This is a genomic window from Niallia sp. FSL W8-1348, assembly GCF_038006745.1.
Lineage (GTDB): Bacteria > Bacillota > Bacilli > Bacillales > Cytobacillaceae > Niallia > Niallia alba.
In genome coordinates this window covers 1,094,045-1,113,703 of record NZ_JBBOVV010000001.1, presented here as the reverse complement: position 1 = coordinate 1,113,703, position 19,659 = coordinate 1,094,045, and the positions used below count along the sequence as shown (strand labels likewise).

General features: G+C 35.4%; 18 protein-coding genes. 9 read left to right on the top strand and 9 right to left on the bottom strand.

Going from position 1 to position 19,659, the window contains the following annotated elements:
- Positions 1-44 precede the first annotated feature (44 nt).
- The 4 genes from NST60_RS05250 (at position 45) to NST60_RS05235 (ending at position 4,116) form a co-directional block, all read left to right on the top strand.
- Entirely contained in the window at positions 45-1,001 is a 957-nt protein-coding gene (locus NST60_RS05250; RefSeq protein ID WP_341098301.1) for an iron-hydroxamate ABC transporter substrate-binding protein, read from the top strand.
- Between the two features lie 306 nt (positions 1,002-1,307).
- Positions 1,308-2,321 carry a FecCD family ABC transporter permease gene (locus NST60_RS05245; RefSeq protein ID WP_016201920.1) on the top strand — a complete coding sequence of 338 codons (1,014 nt, stop codon included), beginning with the start codon at positions 1,308-1,310 and terminating at the stop codon, positions 2,319-2,321.
- Positions 2,314-3,339: a FecCD family ABC transporter permease gene (locus tag NST60_RS05240; protein WP_016201921.1), complete on the top strand. Its 1,026-nt coding sequence runs from the start codon at positions 2,314-2,316 to the stop codon at positions 3,337-3,339. Before NST60_RS05245 ends, NST60_RS05240 begins: the two co-directional genes overlap by 8 nt.
- 45 nt (positions 3,340-3,384) lie before the next feature.
- On the top strand, positions 3,385-4,116 hold the full coding sequence (locus NST60_RS05235; RefSeq protein ID WP_169188067.1) for an alpha/beta hydrolase: 732 nt from the start codon (positions 3,385-3,387) through the stop codon (positions 4,114-4,116).
- 50 nt (positions 4,117-4,166) lie between these two features.
- Here NST60_RS05235 and NST60_RS05230 read toward each other — a convergent pair whose 3' ends face one another.
- Entirely contained in the window at positions 4,167-4,370 is a 204-nt protein-coding gene (locus NST60_RS05230; RefSeq protein WP_016201923.1) for an alpha/beta-type small acid-soluble spore protein, read from the bottom strand.
- Positions 4,371-4,691: 321 nt separating this feature from the next.
- Here NST60_RS05230 and NST60_RS05225 point away from each other — a divergent pair, with 321 nt between their 5' ends.
- Positions 4,692-4,934 (top strand): hypothetical protein, encoded by a 243-nt coding sequence (locus NST60_RS05225; protein ID WP_169188068.1) that lies wholly within the window; start codon positions 4,692-4,694, stop codon positions 4,932-4,934.
- A gap of 904 nt (positions 4,935-5,838) precedes the next feature.
- Here the strand turns inward: NST60_RS05225 and NST60_RS05220 are convergent.
- The 7 genes from NST60_RS05220 to NST60_RS05190 all read right to left on the bottom strand — a co-directional run bounded on the left by NST60_RS05220 (position 5,839) and on the right by NST60_RS05190 (position 13,814).
- Positions 5,839-6,936, bottom strand: coding sequence for an ABC transporter ATP-binding protein (locus NST60_RS05220; RefSeq protein WP_016201925.1), 1,098 nt, complete (start codon positions 6,934-6,936; stop codon positions 5,839-5,841).
- A 312-nt stretch (positions 6,937-7,248) separates the two neighbouring features.
- Positions 7,249-8,151, bottom strand: coding sequence for a PucR family transcriptional regulator (locus NST60_RS05215; RefSeq protein WP_224427876.1), 903 nt, complete (start codon positions 8,149-8,151; stop codon positions 7,249-7,251).
- A gap of 448 nt (positions 8,152-8,599) precedes the next feature.
- A complete protein-coding gene (locus NST60_RS05210) occupies positions 8,600-8,776 on the bottom strand; it encodes a hypothetical protein (RefSeq protein ID WP_016201927.1) in 177 nt (58 codons plus the stop codon).
- 33 nt (positions 8,777-8,809) lie between these two features.
- On the bottom strand, positions 8,810-10,006 hold the full coding sequence (locus NST60_RS05205; RefSeq protein ID WP_224427874.1) for a YheC/YheD family endospore coat-associated protein: 1,197 nt from the start codon (positions 10,004-10,006) through the stop codon (positions 8,810-8,812).
- On the bottom strand, positions 10,003-11,367 hold the full coding sequence (locus tag NST60_RS05200; RefSeq protein ID WP_212118832.1) for a YheC/YheD family endospore coat-associated protein: 1,365 nt from the start codon (positions 11,365-11,367) through the stop codon (positions 10,003-10,005). The genes NST60_RS05205 and NST60_RS05200 overlap by 4 nt, the downstream gene beginning before the upstream one ends.
- Complete coding sequence (locus NST60_RS05195) at positions 11,333-12,433, bottom strand: YheC/YheD family endospore coat-associated protein (protein ID WP_224427873.1); 1,101 nt, start codon at positions 12,431-12,433, stop codon at positions 11,333-11,335. Before NST60_RS05195 ends, NST60_RS05200 begins: the two co-directional genes overlap by 35 nt.
- Positions 12,426-13,814 (bottom strand): YheC/YheD family endospore coat-associated protein, encoded by a 1,389-nt coding sequence (locus NST60_RS05190; protein WP_341098295.1) that lies wholly within the window; start codon positions 13,812-13,814, stop codon positions 12,426-12,428. Before NST60_RS05190 ends, NST60_RS05195 begins: the two co-directional genes overlap by 8 nt.
- A 231-nt stretch (positions 13,815-14,045) precedes the next feature.
- Here NST60_RS05190 and NST60_RS05185 point away from each other — a divergent pair, with 231 nt between their 5' ends.
- On the top strand, positions 14,046-14,399 hold the full coding sequence (locus tag NST60_RS05185) for a YlbF family regulator (protein ID WP_016201933.1): 354 nt from the start codon (positions 14,046-14,048) through the stop codon (positions 14,397-14,399).
- 129 nt (positions 14,400-14,528) lie between these two features.
- On the opposite strand, the gene NST60_RS05180 is transcribed toward NST60_RS05185, so the two are convergent.
- The gene (locus NST60_RS05180; protein WP_016201934.1) at positions 14,529-14,732 is read right to left on the bottom strand and encodes an alpha/beta-type small acid-soluble spore protein; all 204 of its coding nucleotides are present in this window, start codon (positions 14,730-14,732) and stop codon (positions 14,529-14,531) included.
- 349 nt (positions 14,733-15,081) lie between these two features.
- Here NST60_RS05180 and NST60_RS05175 point away from each other — a divergent pair, with 349 nt between their 5' ends.
- From NST60_RS05175 to NST60_RS05165, 3 genes are all read left to right on the top strand, one after another.
- Entirely contained in the window at positions 15,082-15,948 is an 867-nt protein-coding gene (locus NST60_RS05175; protein ID WP_016201935.1) for a Cof-type HAD-IIB family hydrolase, read from the top strand.
- Between the two features lie 519 nt (positions 15,949-16,467).
- Positions 16,468-17,979 carry a coproporphyrinogen III oxidase gene (locus NST60_RS05170; RefSeq protein ID WP_016201936.1) on the top strand — a complete coding sequence of 504 codons (1,512 nt, stop codon included), beginning with the start codon at positions 16,468-16,470 and terminating at the stop codon, positions 17,977-17,979.
- Between the two features lie 260 nt (positions 17,980-18,239).
- Complete coding sequence (locus tag NST60_RS05165; protein ID WP_016201937.1) at positions 18,240-19,538, top strand: NCS2 family permease; 1,299 nt, start codon at positions 18,240-18,242, stop codon at positions 19,536-19,538.
- Positions 19,539-19,659: the final 121 nt, after the last annotated feature.

The following is a 19,659-nucleotide window of genomic DNA, read 5'->3' as shown; positions in this document are numbered from 1 at the left end:
TATCAATATCAATTAGGATTACATATAGAAAGGAAAGAAAGTATATGAAAAAGAATTTATTCTTTATCTTCTTGGCATCTGTTTTACTATTAACAGCATGTGGTGAAAAAGAGGAGAAAAGTACAACTTCAGCTATAAAAGATAATAAAGACGAAGAACAAAGCATGACTCAAGAGGTTACCTATTTAGGTGAAAAATATGAATTACCTGCAAAAATAGAAACAATCGTAACAGCAAGCCAAGAGGCAATGGAAGATGCGGCAATACTTGGCATTAAACCAGCAGGTGCTATTGCAACAGCTGGAAAATTTCCTGCTTATTTAGGAGATTCTATGTCAGAAGCTGAGCAAATTGGGGAAAAAACACAGCCTAGTGTAGAAAAACTATTGCAATTAAAACCAGATGTTATTCTAGGTACAAGCAAATTTCAACCAGAAGTGGCAGAAAGCTTAAATAAAGTTGCAACAATGATTCCTGTGTCTCATATTTCAACAAACTGGAAAGATAATCTTCTCTTATTAGGTCAATTATCCAATGAAAAAGACAAAGCAGAGTCAATCATAGCTGATTATGAAAAAAATGTTACGGAAGCAAAAGATGAACTTCAAGCAGATCTTTCTGGGAAAAAGGTAGTAATGCTCAGATTGCGAGGAGGAAGTTTATATATTTATCCTGAATCTGTCTATTTTAATCCTGTTCTATATACGGATCTTGGACTAGATGTTCCAGAAGAAGTGAAAGCAGCAAAAGCACAAGAAATGATTTCATTAGAAAAATTAGCTGAAATGAATCCAGATTATTTATTTATCCAATTCGAAGAATCGGAAAATTCCGACAGTCCAACAGCGTTAGCTGATTTGGAGAATAATTCTATTTGGAAAAGTTTAGATGCTGTCAAAAATAAGCAAGTGTATGAAAATGTAGTTGATCCATTGGCAGCAGGGGGAACAGCATGGAGTAAAACAACTTTCTTAGCAGCTTTTACAGATATATTCAAGTAAGAAAGGTAACAAAGACTGAAGGAGCACTAATCCCCACCTAACTTTCTTAACATTTAGGTGGGGGCTTTTTTCTGTTAATTTGTCCCACGCTTAACGGGCAGTAAGACTCCCCCCTCAAGCTTATGAGGATACGAGGAAGATAGGTGGGAGATCAACTGTCCGTAAAGGTCCGATTGGTTCAACTAACCATCAGTGGGGGAGGAAAGAAACCCCCACTGATGGAAGTTTCACTTTATAAAGATATCGAAAAAAATTATTCATTCAACGATTTAGGCATTTTATTCACTAGGTTAGGTGAGGGGAAACATGGATCGAGAGAAAGTACGCGCTTATGCAATTATATATAGTTCACCTTTTTTAAGTATAGTAGTAATTCTTTTATCTATTTCTCTGGGGACAATGAATATCTCATTTAATGAAATATATAACGCTTTTTTTCACTATGATGCAGAGAATGTCGAGCAAATCATTATTCGTACAGCAAGATTTCCAAGAGCGGTAGGAACTTTATTAATAGGTGGTCTTTTAGCAATGTCAGGAGCTTTGATGCAAGGGATGACAAGAAATTATTTAGCATCTCCATCTATAATGGGTGTCTCAGATGGAGCGGCATTTATGATAACGTTAGCTTTTGTATTTTTTCCAAGCATCAGTTCACTGCAAATGGTTGCTGTGTCTTTTCTTGGATCCTCCTTAGGTGTATTTCTTGTCTTAGGTCTTGCGTCCATAGTGAAGAATGGTTTTTCCCCTTTAAGACTTGCGATTATTGGCACGGTTTTTGGTTCCTTTTTAAGCAGTTTATCTTCTGCGCTTGCCTCCTATTTTCAAGTATCTCAAAATATGAGCTTTTGGTATAATGCACGCTTGCATCAGCTTAATAATGAATTATTGCTGCTATGCTTTCCTTTAGCAATTGTTGGTATTATTTTGGCATTATCTCTTTCCAAATCAATTGCTATTTTATCTTTAGGAAAAGAAATTGCTACATCCCTAGGCCAAAAAACATTAATTATCCAACTATTAACGATGGTAGCTGTAGTGATAATGACAGGCATTTCTGTTTCATTAGCAGGGAAAATTGGCTTTGTTGGCTTAATAATTCCCCATATTACACGAATGATTGTTGGGGTAGATTATAAAAAAATTATTCCTTGCTCTGGAATATTAGGTGCTCTATTTCTGGTTATTTGTGATACTTTCAGTCGATTCATCAATTACCCCTTTGAATCACCAATTGGAATCGTAACAGCATTTATAGGTGTTCCTTTCTTCTTGTATTTAATAAAAACAAAGGGAGGAGGGAATATGCAACGTGGATAAAGAGAAAAAAAGAACCTATTTATCACTTTATATATTGAGTGGTTTAATCATATTAGTTATTTTTATTAGTTTATCTAAGGGCGAATATATTCTATCATTTCAAGAGTTAGTAAGGAGTATTTTCCGATATCATCCTAATAGTGATACCGATTTGGTGGTATTTGAGTTTCGCTTGCCAAGAATCATTTTAGCGATTTTAGTTGGCTTTGGATTAGGAATAGCAGGTTCTATTATGCAGAGTATAACAAAAAATGGACTCGCTGATCCTGGTATTTTGGGCATTAACAGTGGAGCTGGTGCTGCGATTGTTGCCTATATGTTTTTCTTTCAAGGATTGCTAAACATAAATAAGAATAGCTTGTGGATTATTTTAACCACACCGCTTATTGGGTTACTTGGCGGGTTTATTGCAGCTTTTATCCTTTTCTTATTGGCAAAGGAGAGAGAAAGACTTGATTCACAAAAGCTCATTTTAACGGGGATAGCGATAAATTCTGGCTTCGGTTCTTTATCGATGTATATGTCTTTAAAAATGAAAGCACAAGACTTTGAAATGGCAACAGTATGGTTAAATGGGAGTATTTATAATGCGAACTGGCTATTTATTCTGTCTATCTTGCCATGGTTTATACTAATCATTCCACTTATTATTCGTAAAGCATATTCCCTTGACTTATTTCAGTTGCAGGAACCAGTAATGATTGGGCTTGGAGTAAAAGTAGAAAATGAAAAATGGTTGTTGCTATTAAGTGCTGTTGGCCTCATTGGAGCATGTGTTTCTGTTTCTGGAAGCATTGGATTTATAGGGTTAATGGCTCCCCATATGGCAAGACTTCTTGTTGGTTTAAAACATCGTAATTCTCTTATTGTTTGTGGATTGCTTGGTAGTTTCTTTATGCTAATTGCAGATTTTATCGGCAGAACTATTGTAGCACCTGCAGAAATTTCAGCTGGAATTATACTAAGCATTCTTGGAGCACCATATTTTGTTTATTTGTTAGTAAAAGCAAGAGTGTAGTTATGTGATGATAGAAGGATATTAATAGGAAGTAGGAAGAAGTAGATGGAGGGAAAGTTAGTGGAGGCACATATACAGACGCGATCTTTGAGTATATACATGCCTCCTTCTTATAATAATTCAGTAAGAAATTATCCTGTAATTTATGTACAAGATGGAGGATCTCTCTTTCATTCTGTTTTAAGTGAATTAGAAGAATTATTCTCTTTTGGACTAGTAGAGGAAGTAATGATAGTGGGAATTGAACCAATGGATCGGCTTGATGAATATACGCCATGGTTTTCACCTAGTATTAGTTCTGCTTTTCCGCCTTTTAAGGGAGAAGGAAGAGAATATTTAACTTTTATTAGCCAAAACATCAAACCGTATATTGATAGGCACTTTCGTACGAAAACAGATCGCCAACATACAGGAATGATGGGAGCCTCCTTAGGTGGATTAATTTCAGTATACGCTATGTATGAATTCGCCGATTATTTTTCGAAATTTGGGATTATCTCCCCGTCATTATGGTATCCGAATATCCTTTCATTTGTACAAAAAAATAAGGTTGGGAAGGAAAATCGTGTTTTTTTATATGTTGGAGAGGAAGAGGGGAAGAGAAAGAACAATATCCAAAGAGAGATGGTTAATAATGTTCTCGTTGCAAACAAAATATTTTTAAGAAAACTGTCAAAGGACAACTATCAATTTGTTCTTGGAAAAAATGCGGATCACCAAAAAAAGTATTTTGTTCATCAATTTTTAAATGGAGTAAAATGGTTATATCCTAAATAAAGCAAGCCCTCCTAAAATAGGAGGGCTCTAGCCATTATATAAAATTTTTATTAACCTTGATATCCACCTAGTTGCTTTTCAGCCATTTGTACTAAGCGTTTTGTGATTTCTCCACCAACAGATCCGTTAGCGCGAGAAGTAGTTTCTGCACCTAGGTTAACACCAAACTCAGATGCAATTTCGTATTTCATTTGATCTAGAGCTTGAGATACTCCTGGTACTAAAAGTTGATTTGAAGAATTGTTGTTTGCCATTGTGTTCCAGCTCCTTCTAGTTGTTTTTTTGGTTGGGTTATCTGGAATTGCACCAGTTTGTAAGAAATCTCTTACTACCACTAGGTATAACCCAATGTAATAGAATGTATTGTTTGCTGCGTTTTGTACCTTGTTTGTTGCTTGTACTCTTATTATGGTTGGTTTTCACTATCTTATTCCTTTAAAAAAACAGGTAATTAATTCCTTTTGTAACTATTGGATAGATTCTTTATTCCATACAGAAACTAAAGATAGTGATCAGGTAAACGTCAGTCATGAAAGTAGACTGACGTTAAAGCGGAATAAGAGGGAGGAAATAAATTGGGTTCGATATGTCCTATTTGTAACGGATTGGAAAAATTAGAAAGTGTTTGTTCCAAATGTGGAAATCAAGTCGAAGATAAGGGCAGAGTAATGGATTATTATGATGATTATAGTGCCTATATGCCAATTGATCAAATGAAGCTTGAAGATGGCTATCCGGATTTATCTGCACATCTATGTCCTCATCTTGTGCAGTGTCAACAATGTGGACAGGAAGAGGTATTGTTTATAAAGGAATAGGAAGTAATAGAAACAATTTCCACAGCAATGAATAAAAAGCTTACCATGCCTTAGCAAGGTAAGCTTAAACTATAGACACAAACCGAATTTTAGAAATAGAGGTTTGTCTATAGTATATTTATTAGTCTCTTTGAATAGGGCTGTTGCTTTCCGCTCCAGGGGTTCGCTTTCCGTGGGGCTCGCGCTGAGCCGCTTCGGCTTACAGCCTGCAGGGTCTAAGCTGTCTCGCTAATCCCACAGGAGTCTCACCCCTTCCACTCCAAGCAACGTATGAAAATTCCATTTACTTTTCAAAAATCTTTTGGCGAAAAACTAAGAGGCTGGGACAAAACTAAATAGCCAATCTGTAAAGACGAACAATCTCTAATTTATCTCTTAAATAAAGGTTTCTTTTATACAATGGTTATTTATGTTTTTAAATATAGTCAAGTGTAAAAACTAATTCGTTCCATTGCGCTACAGAAACTCGCTTTCCGCGGGGAGCAACCTAAGCCTCCTCGGCTAAAGCCTGTGGGGTCTTAGGTTTTGCTCTACTTCCCGCAGGAGTCGAGTGTCTTCCGCTCCATTCCACTCCGTTTTTAAAGGCAATACCCTAAAAAATATTGTTTTTTTAGAAAAAATGAATTAGTAGGAAATATGGAGCAGCCTGAATACACGTAGACTCCTATGGGAGCTGCGAGAAAGTCCGAGACCCTGCAGGCCAGAGGCCGAAGCGGCTCGGCGCTCGCCCCATGGAAAGCGAAGTGTATTCAGGCTGCGGATATTAACACTAACTGTACTGAAACAACCTTTTATAAAACTAATAAAACCCGAACAACCATTTAGGATTCTTTGATAGTTGTTCGGGTTTATCTATGGCTGGAATACTTATGTCCCAGCCTTTTAAATTATAATTGATTTTTTATTAGCGAATGCGAAGTTCTGTTTCTTTGTCAAAGAAGTGACCTTTATTCATATCAAACGCCAATTTTACCGTTTGACCAGCTTGAAGGTCTGCTCTTGAATCTAAGCGAGCAACAAATTCTTTGTCGGAAAGAGTAGAGTATACAAGGCTTTCTGCACCTGTTAATTCAAATACTTCTACTTTTGCATCAAAACTTGTGTTTTCTGAACTGCTTAAGAATACTAGTTCATCATGAATATCCTCTGGGCGAACACCGAAGATAACTTCTTTGCCAATATAATTTTGTTCACGTAATGTTTTTAATTTTCCTTCTGGAATGATGAAAGAAGTATTACCAATAACTAATTTATTGTCCACTACTTTTCCTTCAAAGAAGTTCATTGCTGGTGAACCGATGAATCCGCCTACGAAAACATTTTCCGGTTTTTCATATACTTCTTTTGGAGCACCAACTTGTTGGATAATACCATCTTTCATAACTACTAGTCTTGTAGCCATTGTCATTGCTTCTGTTTGGTCATGGGTTACATAAATAGTAGTAGTTTGTAGTCTTTGGTGCAATTTAGAAATTTCAGCACGCATTTGAACACGTAATTTAGCATCTAAGTTTGATAATGGTTCATCCATTAAGAATACTTTTGCATCACGAACGATGGCACGACCAAGTGCAACCCTTTGACGTTGTCCACCAGATAACGCTTTTGGTTTTCTCTTTAAATATTCTTCTAATCCTAGAATTCTTGCAGCATTATTTACTCTTTCTTCAATTTCCGCTTTAGGAAATTTACGAAGTTTTAAACCAAATGCCATATTATCATAAACAGTCATATGTGGATATAATGCGTAGTTTTGGAAAACCATCGCGATATCACGATCTTTTGGTGCAACATCGTTAACACGTAAATCATCAATAAAGAAATCACCTTTTGAAATATCTTCAAGGCCTGCAATCATACGAAGAGTTGTAGATTTACCGCAACCAGAAGGACCAACAAATACGATAAATTCTTTATCTTGAATGTGTAAATTAAAATCTCTAACTGCTTCTACTTTTTCATCATATATTTTATAAATATTCTTTAACACTAATTCTGCCATTTTGTTCTTCCCCCTACTATTTGATAGTTATACTTTATCATTTTTGATACCGTTTTCAAATCGGCGAAATGCATGAAAAACGCTTACAAAGTTTTGAGCAAAATGCCTAACTACTTGTATCATAAGGGGGGAATCGCTGTTTTTGTAAGATTTGGTGTTATACTCTGCAGCCTAAATACGCTTCGCATAAGTCTATGTTTATTCAAGTTGCTCCATATTTTTTTGAAATGAGAAAACAACAATCTCTTTGAAAACAATTTCGATAAAAAGGAGAAGGCAAAAGAAAAAAAGCCAATGATGGCTTCAAGGAGACTATTTGCCACTAGTATAAAACAAGCAGGCAAGATAGGTGGTAATATAGCTATGATAATTCTTTAGGTCAAAACCAGTTTTTTCTGTAAACTTATCAAGGCGGTATTGTAATGTATTGCGATGGATAAATAATTGTTTTGCTGTATTGGTGCTATGTCCATTGTTTTCAATAAATGTTTTAATGGTAAGCAAAAGTTCTTTATCTTCTTCAAAAATGGAAAACCATTCTTTGAATAATTCAAGCTCCTCTTCTCTTAGTCGGCTGATTAAGAGGTTGGGAAGAATCGTTTCTAAACTAAGGACAATCGATTTTGGCATAAATGCTAAACCTTTTGTAAATAAGTTTCTTTCTTGTCCGAAAACAGTGGGAACAGGACTATTAAGCTTCAGCTCTTTTCCAATATAAAAACAGATTGAAAAAAAGAAATCAGATTGTAAAGCTTGAGCAAGAGCAATAAAATCTTCCTCTTCTAGATATTGTGCATTTTGCTCAATCACAACACCTTCATTGGAGCCATTCCAAATTATAAGGCTATTTGCATGAATAAAACCATCAAAAGCAGATTCAATTAACTTTTTTTCAATGGAAGCAGAATCACCTTTAATCTGGAACTGAATCAAACGTAAGGTTTCAATATTTTTGAAAGAAGGCTGTTCTCCATTGAAATAAAGATACTGATTCCAACTGTATTCTTCTTTTTCTAATGTTTCATCAGGTTGGAAAAAATCATAACACGCTTTTAATAATTCAAGCTGAGATACATCAATCTCCTGTTTCTGAATGCCGATCCAATCGTCTTGAAAATCAAGTTTAAACCAATAATAATCGGAAAGCTGTGATGGGGTTGGAGGTGTTGCTTGCTCCAAGCTATGTTTATAATAGGCTAATAATTTATGCTTCAATTGATGGTTCCTCCGAAATAGTAACAACATTTTTATAACTTTATTTTATAACGTTTTATAGAAAGGGAGCAAGTGGGGGGAGGGAGCGTTTGGCTGATAACAGTTTAACTTTGGCTGAAAAATCCGAAGTTTGGCTGAAATCCGCTCCACGTTGGCTGATAAAAGCAAAGTTTGGCTGAAATCCGCTCCACGTTGGCTGATAAAAGCAAAGTTTGGCTGAAATCCGCCTCACGTTGGCTGATAAAAGCAAAGTTTGGCTGAAATCCACTCCACGTTGGCTGATAAAAGCAAAGTTTGGCTGAAATCCACTCCACGTTGGCTGATAACCCGCAAAGTTTGGCTGAAATCCGCCCCACGTTGGCTGATAAAAACTAAAATTAACCGAGACAAAGCTAAAAAAGCATCCCCTTTCCTGTAAAACCACAAATTAAGGGGATGCTGAAAAGGTCTATTCGCTTATATGAGGAGGTTCTTCTTCTGAAAGTTCCCTTGCTTCCTCAATATTTGTTTTTTCTTCTCTGTTTATAACGGTTCCGCCAGCTAAACCTTCATTAATGACACGGTCAATATCTAAATAAGCTTCGTCTCTACCTTCAAATTCAAGATCCTTTTTGGCTTTTTTCATGATGATCCCTCCTATGTTTTAGGATGAGGATATCTAATGTGATTTATTCTTGTAGGGAAAATTAGTCAATGTATAAAATAGTTTTATTAGTTGCTGGCATCGTTTTTCTTCAATTTCCTTTTCATCAAATAACATCGGTTTTGCGTTAATTTCGAAAAGATAGTAATGATCGTTCTTATCTATACAGGCATCGATGGAAAATTCACCGATAAAACCATATTTTTTTGTTAAAATGCTTCCACAATGGTTGACCATCTTTTTGAAAAATAAATCATGCTTTTCTTGTTGGACTTCTTGATAGGCAAGCAGTTTTCCACCGGATGGGATATGGGTCGTTACATCTTGTTGATTAGACTGTCTCACTCCCACTCCAGTAAGTACATAGCGATTTTCTTCAAAGGTAACTAATAAGCGAAAATCAAAACGGTTTCCATTATATAAGGCACCGTCGATTTCTTCCTGTATCAGATATTCTTTTTTGGACCATTCTTGCTGATAATGTTTCCAGACTTCATCTATACTAGAAAAATAAGCAGTCTCCTCTGTTGTGCTTACACTGATCGAATCATCTTTTTCTAATCTGATACGGTAAATGTTTTTTCCTTTGAATCCCTCTACAGGCTTTAAGTAAATATTATTATAGGTAAGAAAAAAATTAGTGAAATCCGTTTTTTCTTCTAAGCGTATTGTTTTTGGTAAATGTTCTTTTAACAAAGGGTAATCGCTAAATAGTTGATAAAGTTCCCATTTATTTATAAAGGAAGAGTTGAAAAAAGGGATTCCTTTTTCTTTAAAAAAAGACACTGCCGATTGGAACGCTTCTTGTTTTTCAGTTGTTCGAAAAGGCACTCGGTTATATACAATGTCTGGTAATGGGGTAATAGCTTTTAGCCACTTGTTTCTAGTGGAGCAATAAATATATCCAGTTAGTTGGTCTGTCTGTAAACTTTCAGGAGGAAAGATCACGATAATTCCTCCTGCCTGCAATTGAAGTTGTTTCTGGAGTCGCTTGAAGAGCTCGCCATTTCCAATTAATTTATGATGTTTACTTCTTGCAATCATAATCCCGATTAACGGACCAACCTTTTTTTCATATTGGACAATCGGAAAAGCTGCATGATCATCATGTGGCTTAGCGGTAGATAAGCGCTTTTTAGATGTCCCAAAAAAGTGAATGTCCTCTGAAGCTGTATACCAACATTCTTTTTCGGAATCATAATAAATATTCATTGATAGATATCCTCTAGACTCTTAATACTTTGGTCCATGAGGTAGACTGCGTATTCCAGTGATTTTCTTCGTGTTTCCAGATCGAATTTTCTTAGAGAAGGGTGCTTAAAGATGCTTCTCCCTGGCTTAGCGTTTGCTTCAAATAACCATACGCGTCCTTTGCGATCCAATCCTAAATCAAATCCAATTTCTCCAATATATCCTTCCATTTGATTTTCCAATGCTTTACTTAGTTGTAAAGCAGCTTTGGTAAGTTTATTGATCATTTCATCGCTTTGCAATTCGGTATCTGCTAATTCTTCGATTGCTTTGACTGTACCACCATTATTAAGATGGGTGGTTACGCTTCCTGCTCCAGCAATTTTTGCGGCAATCGCAGTCATTTCCCAATTACCATCTTTATTTTTATTTGTATGAACACGGAAATCGACTGATTTTTTTTCGGAGCGAATTAAGTGAATTCCTTGTTGCACAATATAATGGGACAAATTCTGATTTTCGAATAAATGATTTATTAATGCTTCTAAATGATCAAATTTCATTAAGCGATTGCCCTGCTCCAAATCCTTAAAACGCGTATAATAATAGCCATCCTTTTTATCATATAAAAGCTGGTAGATACCTTTTCCTAAGCTTCCATTTTTCGGTTTTATATACACATTGCCGAAGTTGCTAAGCATTCTTTCAATGACGGTAAAATTTGTGAGTGCATGTGTTTCTGGTAAATAATCTGAAATACTGTCATCCTGAAGAAGACGTTCATATATATCCAATTTGTTAAAAAAGCCTGGATTATACCAAGGGATTGAATACTCTTTCTGTAATCGGTTTTTAACGCCTTGAATCTTATGGAGATTTTCAATTCGGCGATTAGGAATACGATCATAAACAACATTAGGGAAAGGCACCTCTGCTGATTTCCAGCCATCTTCATAAAATAGTCCATTAATCGTTCCGGCTTCCCAATTAATATGCTGTTCCCCGAATAGGAAGGCAATGACACCAACTGTCTTTTGGACAGATAGAAGTTTGGAAAAAAGTATGGAACGTTCGCCGATTGGGCGAACTTTAATGGTGGAAAATCCGGATGTAAAGATTCCTACAAGTGGTCCGATATATAAGGTTTCTTCATCTGCGAATAAATGAACATTAGAAGTTGACGATGGAAAAAGCAAATTTTTAAAAAGGTCAGAAGTGATTCCCACCGTATTCCTTGTTTTTTTATGTTGTTGAATGGTTGCATCTTTGCTCAAAGCTCCTAATGCAATCTTATTTAAATGGGTACTAGCTTTAAAGTCAGTTGGTAAGTAGACCGTATTTTCACTATTAGTGATTATTTCGATAGGATATAGCTTTTTCATCTAAATTCCTCCTTTTATCATCAGCTAGTTTTGCAGCATAAAGGACAGGAGCTTTATAGAGTTTTTCACATAGATGGGGATATGCTGTCATAATTACTTTTCTCCCTGGCTTTGAATTTACGTCGAGAATCCATAAGGAACCATCTGGTGTAATACCAATATCTACGCCAATTTCAAATAAAGCAGAGAAGGAATTTTCTAAGATAGAAGGAAGGAGAGTGAATATTTCCTCCATTTCCTGCTTAAGAAAGCTTTTTAATTTAAAGGGAGTGAATCGAAACCACTCTTCAAATGCATGTATGGACGCACCAGCACTTAAGTTAGAAATAATTCGTCCTTTTTCTCCAATGCGGACTCCTTTTTCAATAACTTTCCATTCTGCTTGCGTGTTTTTTTGCAGTAAGGCACGGATATCAAATGGTTGTTTCTCTTGATTGGAAAGAGGTAGATATGCTTGCATTAAATACGAGCTTCTTTTTAAAAGCTGGTTAAGCCATTTATTAAAAGTCATTCGATCTGAAAAAATCTTTTCTACTGTTTGTTCCTTTTTATCTGTTCTAACCAAAATTCCCTCTTTTGACTTCTCGATAAAATACAGTCCATATCCTTGAGAACCGTTTATTGGCTTAATAATGACAGGATTTAAGCTCTGGAAATTTACTTGATTGGCTGACTGTAAGAGGAATGTCTCGGGAATATAAGCGGCAAGTTTAGATTCACGCAATATTTGATATAACTCCCATTTATTTGGCAATCCATTGCCGATAAAGGTAATAGTGGGCTGTTTTTTTAGCCATTGAATAATGTTTTTGCATTGAATAGAATGAGAATCATCATGATAAAAACAGCGATCATATAAAATAGTAGGTACAGGAAACTCTGATTCTAGCCAAGCATCTGATTCTGGCAAATATTTTTTTCCTTTTACGGTATGTGTAAAGGGATGGTAAGTAGATGGGACAAAATGATAAAGGGTAAAGCCTAAATCGTGTCCGTATTTTGCCATTTGGTGAATGTAATGATTTTCATGATCTAATGATAATGACATAATTCCAAAATTATTCATCTTCTGATAGCTCCTTTAAACAAGGGGAAAAGGAAAGTGCAATAAAATAATCAAGCAAAGCTTTCGTAGATGGCCTTGTTTTTTCAATATGTTCCTCTAATTTTTTAGAGGGTTTAGAGTTTACTTCAATAATCCATAAATGTCCTTGTTTATCCATGCCGATATCGATTCCGAGTTCTCCTAAATATCCCTCTGTATTCTCACTAAGAATAGTTGCAATCTTTATAGCCAATACTTTTAATTCTTCTAATTTTTGGGAGGCATTTTCTGTATTCAGTAATTCATTTAAAACAATTTTTGCAGCTTTCATTTCTGCACCTTGGGCAAGATTTGCAACAATGGCATCTTTTTGGGCAATTCTTGCAACAGTGGAGGTAATCGTCCAATGTCCTTGGTAATTTTTATGACAAAGAATACGAAAGTCGAGCGGCCGACCTTGCCATTTTTGAAAATCAATTCCTTGCTGGCAAATATAGCTTTTATTTTTAACGTAGTTTTTTAACCACATCCATAGCTTTTTTTCCTCTGTAAAAAGCTGTCCTTTTCCTTTCTTTTTTCCAGACGAAATGGTCGCAATAAAATGATCGTCTATGTGTTCAATATGAATGATGTTTCTTCCTTGGCTCCCATGAACAGGTTTCACATAGAGAATTGGAAAAGTTTTTAGCATCGAGAAAAATCCTTGTTCAGTTAGTTTCTCTGTGACGGGTAAATGTTTATCGATAGAAGCTTGGTCGGCTAGAAGCTGATTCGTTTCATCTTTTGCGAAAAATTTACTGTTGAAAATTGGGATTTCCTTTTCTTCCAATATTTTTTTTAGCTTTAAAAAGGTGGTGCTAGCATCTGCTTTACGAGAATGAAGTCGGTTATAAATAACATTAGGATAAGGGAAGAGGTGTTTTGTCCAAGTATGATTATCTAAAAAGTAACCATAAATTTTATCTTCTTCGAAATTTTGCAGTCCAAAAACATAAAAAAATCCGCCAATTTGAACTAATTCTTCCGCCAATTCTTTGCATAAATGCTGAATAGCTGGAAAGGAGATATCTTCCTTATTGTCATTGATATCTGTTAATATGCCAATAACTGGGCCTAAATGAATGATTTGATTTTTATTATAATAGGGAATAAGGAAGGTCTTAATTTCCTTAGGAAGTAGCAAAGTTTTTTCTAAATCAGAGCTAAAAATAATATCTTGTTTTTCAAGGGAATGTGTTTGAACATTTACTGGAATAATTATCTTAGCTACACATACATAGACAGTATTATTAAGGTCAATGTTTAAGAATTTTAATAAAGAGGGACTGATAGCAATAGATAATCCTTCTAATATCTCTTGAAAATCATCCTTTTTCGATAGTTGTAAAAATTTCCGTGTCATCCCGATTCCCCATTTGTTGTTCAAGTTATGAAGAGGCATACTGATATTCGCCTATTTTCGTGCTGATATATCGTATGAAAGATTAGCAAAGTTGTGATAGACATGGAAAAAGATTTATCACCCAGATCAAGATGAATGTTCTTATTTCCTTTTTGAAATAGAGGTATTTCTGGTATTATGATGCATAGTTTGTTATAGTGGAGTCAATTGTTAATAAAAGGAGTTGTTTAAATGGCAGTAAATTTACATGATCCTGCTTATGCATTAGAGAAAGCGATTCGTCAAAGTGATGAATATACAGAATTGAAAAAGATGTATGACACGGTAAATGCAGATCCTTCCGCGAAAGCGATGTTTGATAATTTCCGTAATATTCAATTACAGCTTCAGCAAAAGCAAATGTCTGGTCAAGAAATTACACAAGAAGAAGTAGAACAAGCCCAAAAAACAGTGGCACTTGTTCAACAACACGAAAGCATTTCCAAACTTATGGCAGCAGAACAACGCATGAGCGTTGTTATTGGTGAATTGAACCAAATTATCATGAAACCATTAGAAGAGCTATACGGATCAGTACAACAATAATAATAGAAGGAAGCAGGGGACGGTTCTACTGCTTCCCTTTGTGATTTAAACAGAGCATAAATATAGGAGGATGGCATCATGCCATCCTCCTAAAGCCATATCTATTTAATTAATCTATTTGCGTTTTGCTTAGAATTTGCTACCGCCAAGTTGTTGTTCAGCCATTTGTACTAATCTTTTAGTGATTTCGCCACCAACTGAACCGTTAGCACGTGCAGTAGTTTCAGCTCCAAGGTTTACTCCAAACTCTGATGCAATTTCATATTTCATTTGATCCAATGCTTGAGATACTCCAGGTACTAATAATTGATTTGATGAATTGTTATTTGCCATGATGAATGTTTCCTCCTTGAGTGATTTAATTGATGTTACGTTTATTATTTTAAAAAAAATGACTTATTTTATACAAAAAAACAAAATGCAATTTTTTCCATAGACTAGCTTTCCTACACTAATCGATACTGAAAAAGACTACAAACTTGGAAAAATTAAAATCGAGAGTGTAATGGAACAGATTAGTTCATAAACTTAACTCCATAACAAATAACCCCACATTGCAAAATATAACCACAATAAATCCATACATCTCTTGTTAATCTTCGCTGGAAAGTTCTATTATGCTTGTTTTCTACATAAATGATATATAAAGACAATACATCGAAGAAAGAAATGGGGGAATTTTATGATTTATCGCTTATTAGCTTTAAATATCGATGGTACTCTCCTTCAATCAAATGGGCGCTTAACGAAATCAACGAAAGAAGCGATTGAATATGTACAACAAAAGGGAATTTATGTGACGCTTGTAACAGCAAGGAGTTTACCATCTGCAAAAAAGGTAGCGAAAGCTTTAAGATTGAATAGCTATATCGTTGCACATGAAGGAGCATTAGTCGCTAATAATGACGACGAGACTATTTTTGTTAAGCGAATAGCAGAAGATCTAACTTCGGATATAGTCCGGTTTTTAGAAGGTTTCATCTGCCAAATTCGGTTAGTGCATGAAAAATTCTCGTTGGCTAATAAATCAAAGCTCCATCATAATATGCTTGCCAAAACAGTTTTATCTTCTGGAGACCCAGTGTTTTATTCCCACCAATTTGTCGATGTTTTAAGTGATGTATTATTAGAAGAACCAGTTAGCCCGCCAAAAATGGAAGTTTACTTTGAAGAAAAGAAAGATTGTCAGGATGCAAAAGAAGTACTGGAAAAAATGTTTGATGATATTCACGTTGTTCAGCATAATGAGTTGCGCTTAGATATTTTACCAGAAGGCGTGTCGAAGCTGAATGGCTTGTTATATTTAGGAGAAAGGCTCGGTATCAAGAGTAGTGAAATGGTTGCGATAGGAGATGGGCTGGACGATTTAGAAGTAATTGAAGCAGTTGGTCTTGGCGTAGCAATGGGTAATGCCTCAAATCAGTTGAAAATTGCAGCAGACTGGGTGACTAGATCTAATAATCAAGACGGGGTTGCCTATATGGTAAAAGAACATTTTCGCAAACAGCAGCCAATTGAATTTTTACGAAAGATGAATATTATAAAATAGCCATTATTTAATTTTTTACGGAGAGACTGGGACATAAGTATTCCAGCCAAGGATAAATCCGAACAATTATACGAAGATTCTAATGAAAGTTACGTATAATTGTTTGGTTTTTTATTGTTTTTAAAAGGAGGTTTCCATGAAGTTTAGTGCGGTTCCCCGCAGCCGGAATACACTTCGCTTTCCGTGGGGCTCGCGCTGAGCCTCCTCCTCAGCTTCGCCTCCGGGGTCTCAGACTGTCTTGCTAATCTACGTGTATTGCGGCTGCTCTGTTTTCCCAACTAATGATATTTCCTCTTGTAAAAAGTGTGCGAAAGCAACCACTATTTACTAGCTAAATTAGAAATTGTTCGTCTTTACAGAGTATCTATCTAGTTATGTCCCAACCTTTATCTTCTCTTGAAAATGGAAAATACAGAAAGTCTTTTGACCTTTCTAGTTATTTTTTAAACACTAAAGTATAATTGGATAAATAAAGCGTAATTATACTTCAGAATAAAAAGGTGAGTTGAAAAAATTACTATGAAACAAATATATATACAGGGATTAACAGACGAACGTTATATAAGACCATTAGAGCATATAGGCAATTTATTTTTTGAAGATACAAAGATCTTATATAGCGAAGCAGAAGAAAAGGCAGATCTCCATGTTCATTTTGAAACTGAAATTATTGATAATGAATTTATTGTAAGAGGGAAGCTTGAGGAGCTAGAAGGCGGAAAATCAATTGAAAGTAACGCAGATCTCCGTGATTTAGCGGAAAAAGAAATATTTAAGCAAATGAAAACAGCCATTTCTAAAAGCTATTTATTGTTATTACAAGAATATACGGGGATGGTGCAAAAATGGGGTATTCTAACAGGAATTCGCCCAACAAAACTTCTCCATCGACATATGCAAAATCAGACACCAAAAGAAGAAGCCCATCAATCTCTTCGTGCAGAATATTTGATGTCAGATGAAAAAATTAATTTAATGCAGAAAATCATTGATCGACAATTAGCGGTGATTCCTGATTTATATGATTTGAAAAAGGAAGTAAGCATCTATATTGGAATTCCATTTTGTCCGACAAAGTGTGCTTATTGTACATTCCCAGCCTATGCAATTAATGGACGACAAGGTTCTGTTTCCTCCTTTTTAGGTGGGCTTCATTATGAAATGGAAAAGATTGGCGAATGGCTGAAAGAAAAAAATATCCATATTACGACTGTCTATTATGGTGGCGGTACACCAACTAGTATTACGGCAGAAGAAATGGACATGCTTTATGAGCGTATGTATACTTCTTTCCCAAATGTAGAAAACATTCGTGAAATCACAGTCGAAGCAGGAAGACCAGACACGATTACGCCAGAAAAGCTTGAAGTTTTAAAAAAATATAATATCGATCGCATTAGTATTAATCCACAATCATATACACAACAAACATTAAAAGCTATTGGCAGACATCATACGGTGGAGGAAACAATTGAAAAGTATCATCTAGCTCGTAAGCATGGGATGAATAATATTAATATGGATTTGATTATCGGTCTTCCTGGCGAGGGTGTGGAAGAGTTTAAGTATTCTCTTGATAAAACAGAAGAATTAATGCCTGAATCTTTGACCGTTCATACACTTTCGTTTAAACGTGCATCTGAAATGACTCGCAATAAATCAAGATATAAAGTTGCAGATAGAGATGAAATCCAGGAAATGATGAAGATGGCAGAAGAATGGACAGAGGATTATGATTATGTTCCATATTATCTATATCGTCAGAAAAATATTCTTGGTAATTTAGAGAATGTCGGCTATTCAAAGAAAAATCAAGAAAGTATCTACAATATTATGATGATGGAAGAATTGCAGACAGTTATTGGGCTTGGCTGTGGTGCATCTAGTAAATTTATTCATCCAGTAACAGGGAAGATTACACAATTTTCTAATCCAAAGCATCCCAAAACCTATAATGAAAGCTTCGAGGAATATACAGATAAAAAAATTATCTTATTAAACGAACATTTTTCGTTAGAAGCTTCTAAATAAGAATGCCCCCGAAAGCAAAAATGTAAAATCATTTAGAATTAAGCCATAAAAATCTACTAGAATCATTTTCGGTTCTGGTAGATTTTTTTATTTCTTCTAGTCATTATTTTCGTATGGAAAAGAAGCAATAGTGTCAAACTAATAAATGCTTTTCACTAAATAGACAATTTTTTTATCAAGAAAAATAGTTGCTTTTTGTTGTAAAAACGAATAACATAGAAAATGTTGTTTTTAAATGTTCGTTTTTTGGAGGTTTTTTCATGTTTAAGTTAAAAGAAAATAATACTACTGTGAGAACGGAATTAATGGCTGGATTCACAACCTTTCTAACAATGGTTTATATAGTAGTTGTCAATCCAGGTATTCTTTCACAAGCCGGAATTCCATTTGATCAAGTATTTCTGGCAACCATTATTGCAGCTGCTTTGGGGACATTATGGATGGCGCTGTTCGCAAATTATCCTATCGCAATTGCACCAGGTATGGGGTTGAACGCATACTTCGCCTTTTCTGTTGTCGGAAATAATAATGTCGATTATACGGTTGCATTATCAGCAGTATTTGTTGCCGGTATTATTTTTGTTATTTTATCGTTAACACCATTTAGAGAAAAATTAATTCTTGCGATTCCGGATAACTTAAAACACGGAATAACAGCAGGTATTGGATTATTTATAGCATTTATCGGTTTAAGACAAACGGGAATTATTGTTGCTCATCCCGAAAATCTAGTCGGACTAGGCAATCTTCAGTCTCCTCCTGTCATTATCGCCCTTATTGGTTTAGCGATTACCATTGTTCTATTTAGTTTGAATGTTAGAGGGGCATTATTCATCGGGATGATTGTAACAAGTATTATTGCTTATTTTACTGGGTACTTATCTTTTGACAATGGGATCATGGCAAGACCTCATTTACCAGAAGGTCTTATCATTAGTAATCCATTTTCAGCATTTGGTGATGTGATCCAGCATGGATTGTATGCTGTTGTATTCTCCTTTTTATTGGTAACGATTTTTGATACAACTGGTACGATGATTGGTGTTGCAGAGCAAGCTGGATTAATAAAAAACAATAAATTACCTAAAGCAAGACAGGCGCTTCTTGCTGATTCACTTGGAACATCTGTAGGAGCAATGTTTGGGACAAGCCCAACAACTGCCTTTATCGAATCGACATCAGGTGTTGCAGCAGGTGGACGTACTGGATTAACAGGTGTAACTGTTTCTGTGTTGTTTATCATTTCTGCCTTTTTTGCTCCTTTAGTTAGCAGTATTTCTGGTTTATCTGCTATTACAGCTCCTGCACTAATAATTGTAGGAAGCTTGATGATGGGCGCGATCAGTGATGTGAAATGGTCTGAATTTGATGAAGCATTCCCAGCATTTTTAGTTATTCTAAGTATGCCACTTACATCAAGTATTGCAACAGGAATTGCTCTTGGGTTTATCTCTTATCCATTATTAAAGCTAGTAAAAGGAAAAGGAAAGTCTGTTCATCCACTAGTATATGTGTTTGCTGTTTTATTCCTTTATCAACTAATTTTCTTACCACATTAATAAAAAAAGCTGCTGATAGACTCAATAGAGCTGATCAGCAGCTTTTTTTCTTCTGCTCTTAATACTCAAATCCCCCAGCAAATCTTCTATTTGGAACGTGATGAACAGACATGTCCTTATG

Coding starts and splice junctions, on each gene's coding strand:
- NST60_RS05210 (WP_016201927.1), bottom strand. CDS start 8,776: ATGAAAAAAGCCAAAAAGGATCTTGAATTTGAAGGTAGAGACGAAGCT.
- NST60_RS05170 (WP_016201936.1), top strand. CDS start 16,468: ATGAAACAAATATATATACAGGGATTAACAGACGAACGTTATATAAGA.
- NST60_RS05250 (WP_341098301.1), top strand. CDS start 45: ATGAAAAAGAATTTATTCTTTATCTTCTTGGCATCTGTTTTACTATTA.
- NST60_RS05185 (WP_016201933.1), top strand. CDS start 14,046: ATGGCAGTAAATTTACATGATCCTGCTTATGCATTAGAGAAAGCGATT.
- NST60_RS05195 (WP_224427873.1), bottom strand. CDS start 12,433: ATGAATAATTTTGGAATTATGTCATTATCATTAGATCATGAAAATCAT.
- NST60_RS05190 (WP_341098295.1), bottom strand. CDS start 13,814: ATGACACGGAAATTTTTACAACTATCGAAAAAGGATGATTTTCAAGAG.
- NST60_RS05230 (WP_016201923.1), bottom strand. CDS start 4,370: ATGGCAAACAACAATTCTTCAAATCAACTTTTAGTACCAGGAGTATCT.
- NST60_RS05220 (WP_016201925.1), bottom strand. CDS start 6,936: ATGGCAGAATTAGTGTTAAAGAATATTTATAAAATATATGATGAAAAA.
- NST60_RS05235 (WP_169188067.1), top strand. CDS start 3,385: ATGGAGGGAAAGTTAGTGGAGGCACATATACAGACGCGATCTTTGAGT.
- NST60_RS05200 (WP_212118832.1), bottom strand. CDS start 11,367: ATGAAAAAGCTATATCCTATCGAAATAATCACTAATAGTGAAAATACG.
- NST60_RS05165 (WP_016201937.1), top strand. CDS start 18,240: ATGTTTAAGTTAAAAGAAAATAATACTACTGTGAGAACGGAATTAATG.
- NST60_RS05245 (WP_016201920.1), top strand. CDS start 1,308: ATGGATCGAGAGAAAGTACGCGCTTATGCAATTATATATAGTTCACCT.
- NST60_RS05180 (WP_016201934.1), bottom strand. CDS start 14,732: ATGGCAAATAACAATTCATCAAATCAATTATTAGTACCTGGAGTATCT.
- NST60_RS05175 (WP_016201935.1), top strand. CDS start 15,082: ATGATTTATCGCTTATTAGCTTTAAATATCGATGGTACTCTCCTTCAA.
- NST60_RS05205 (WP_224427874.1), bottom strand. CDS start 10,006: ATGAATATTTATTATGATTCCGAAAAAGAATGTTGGTATACAGCTTCA.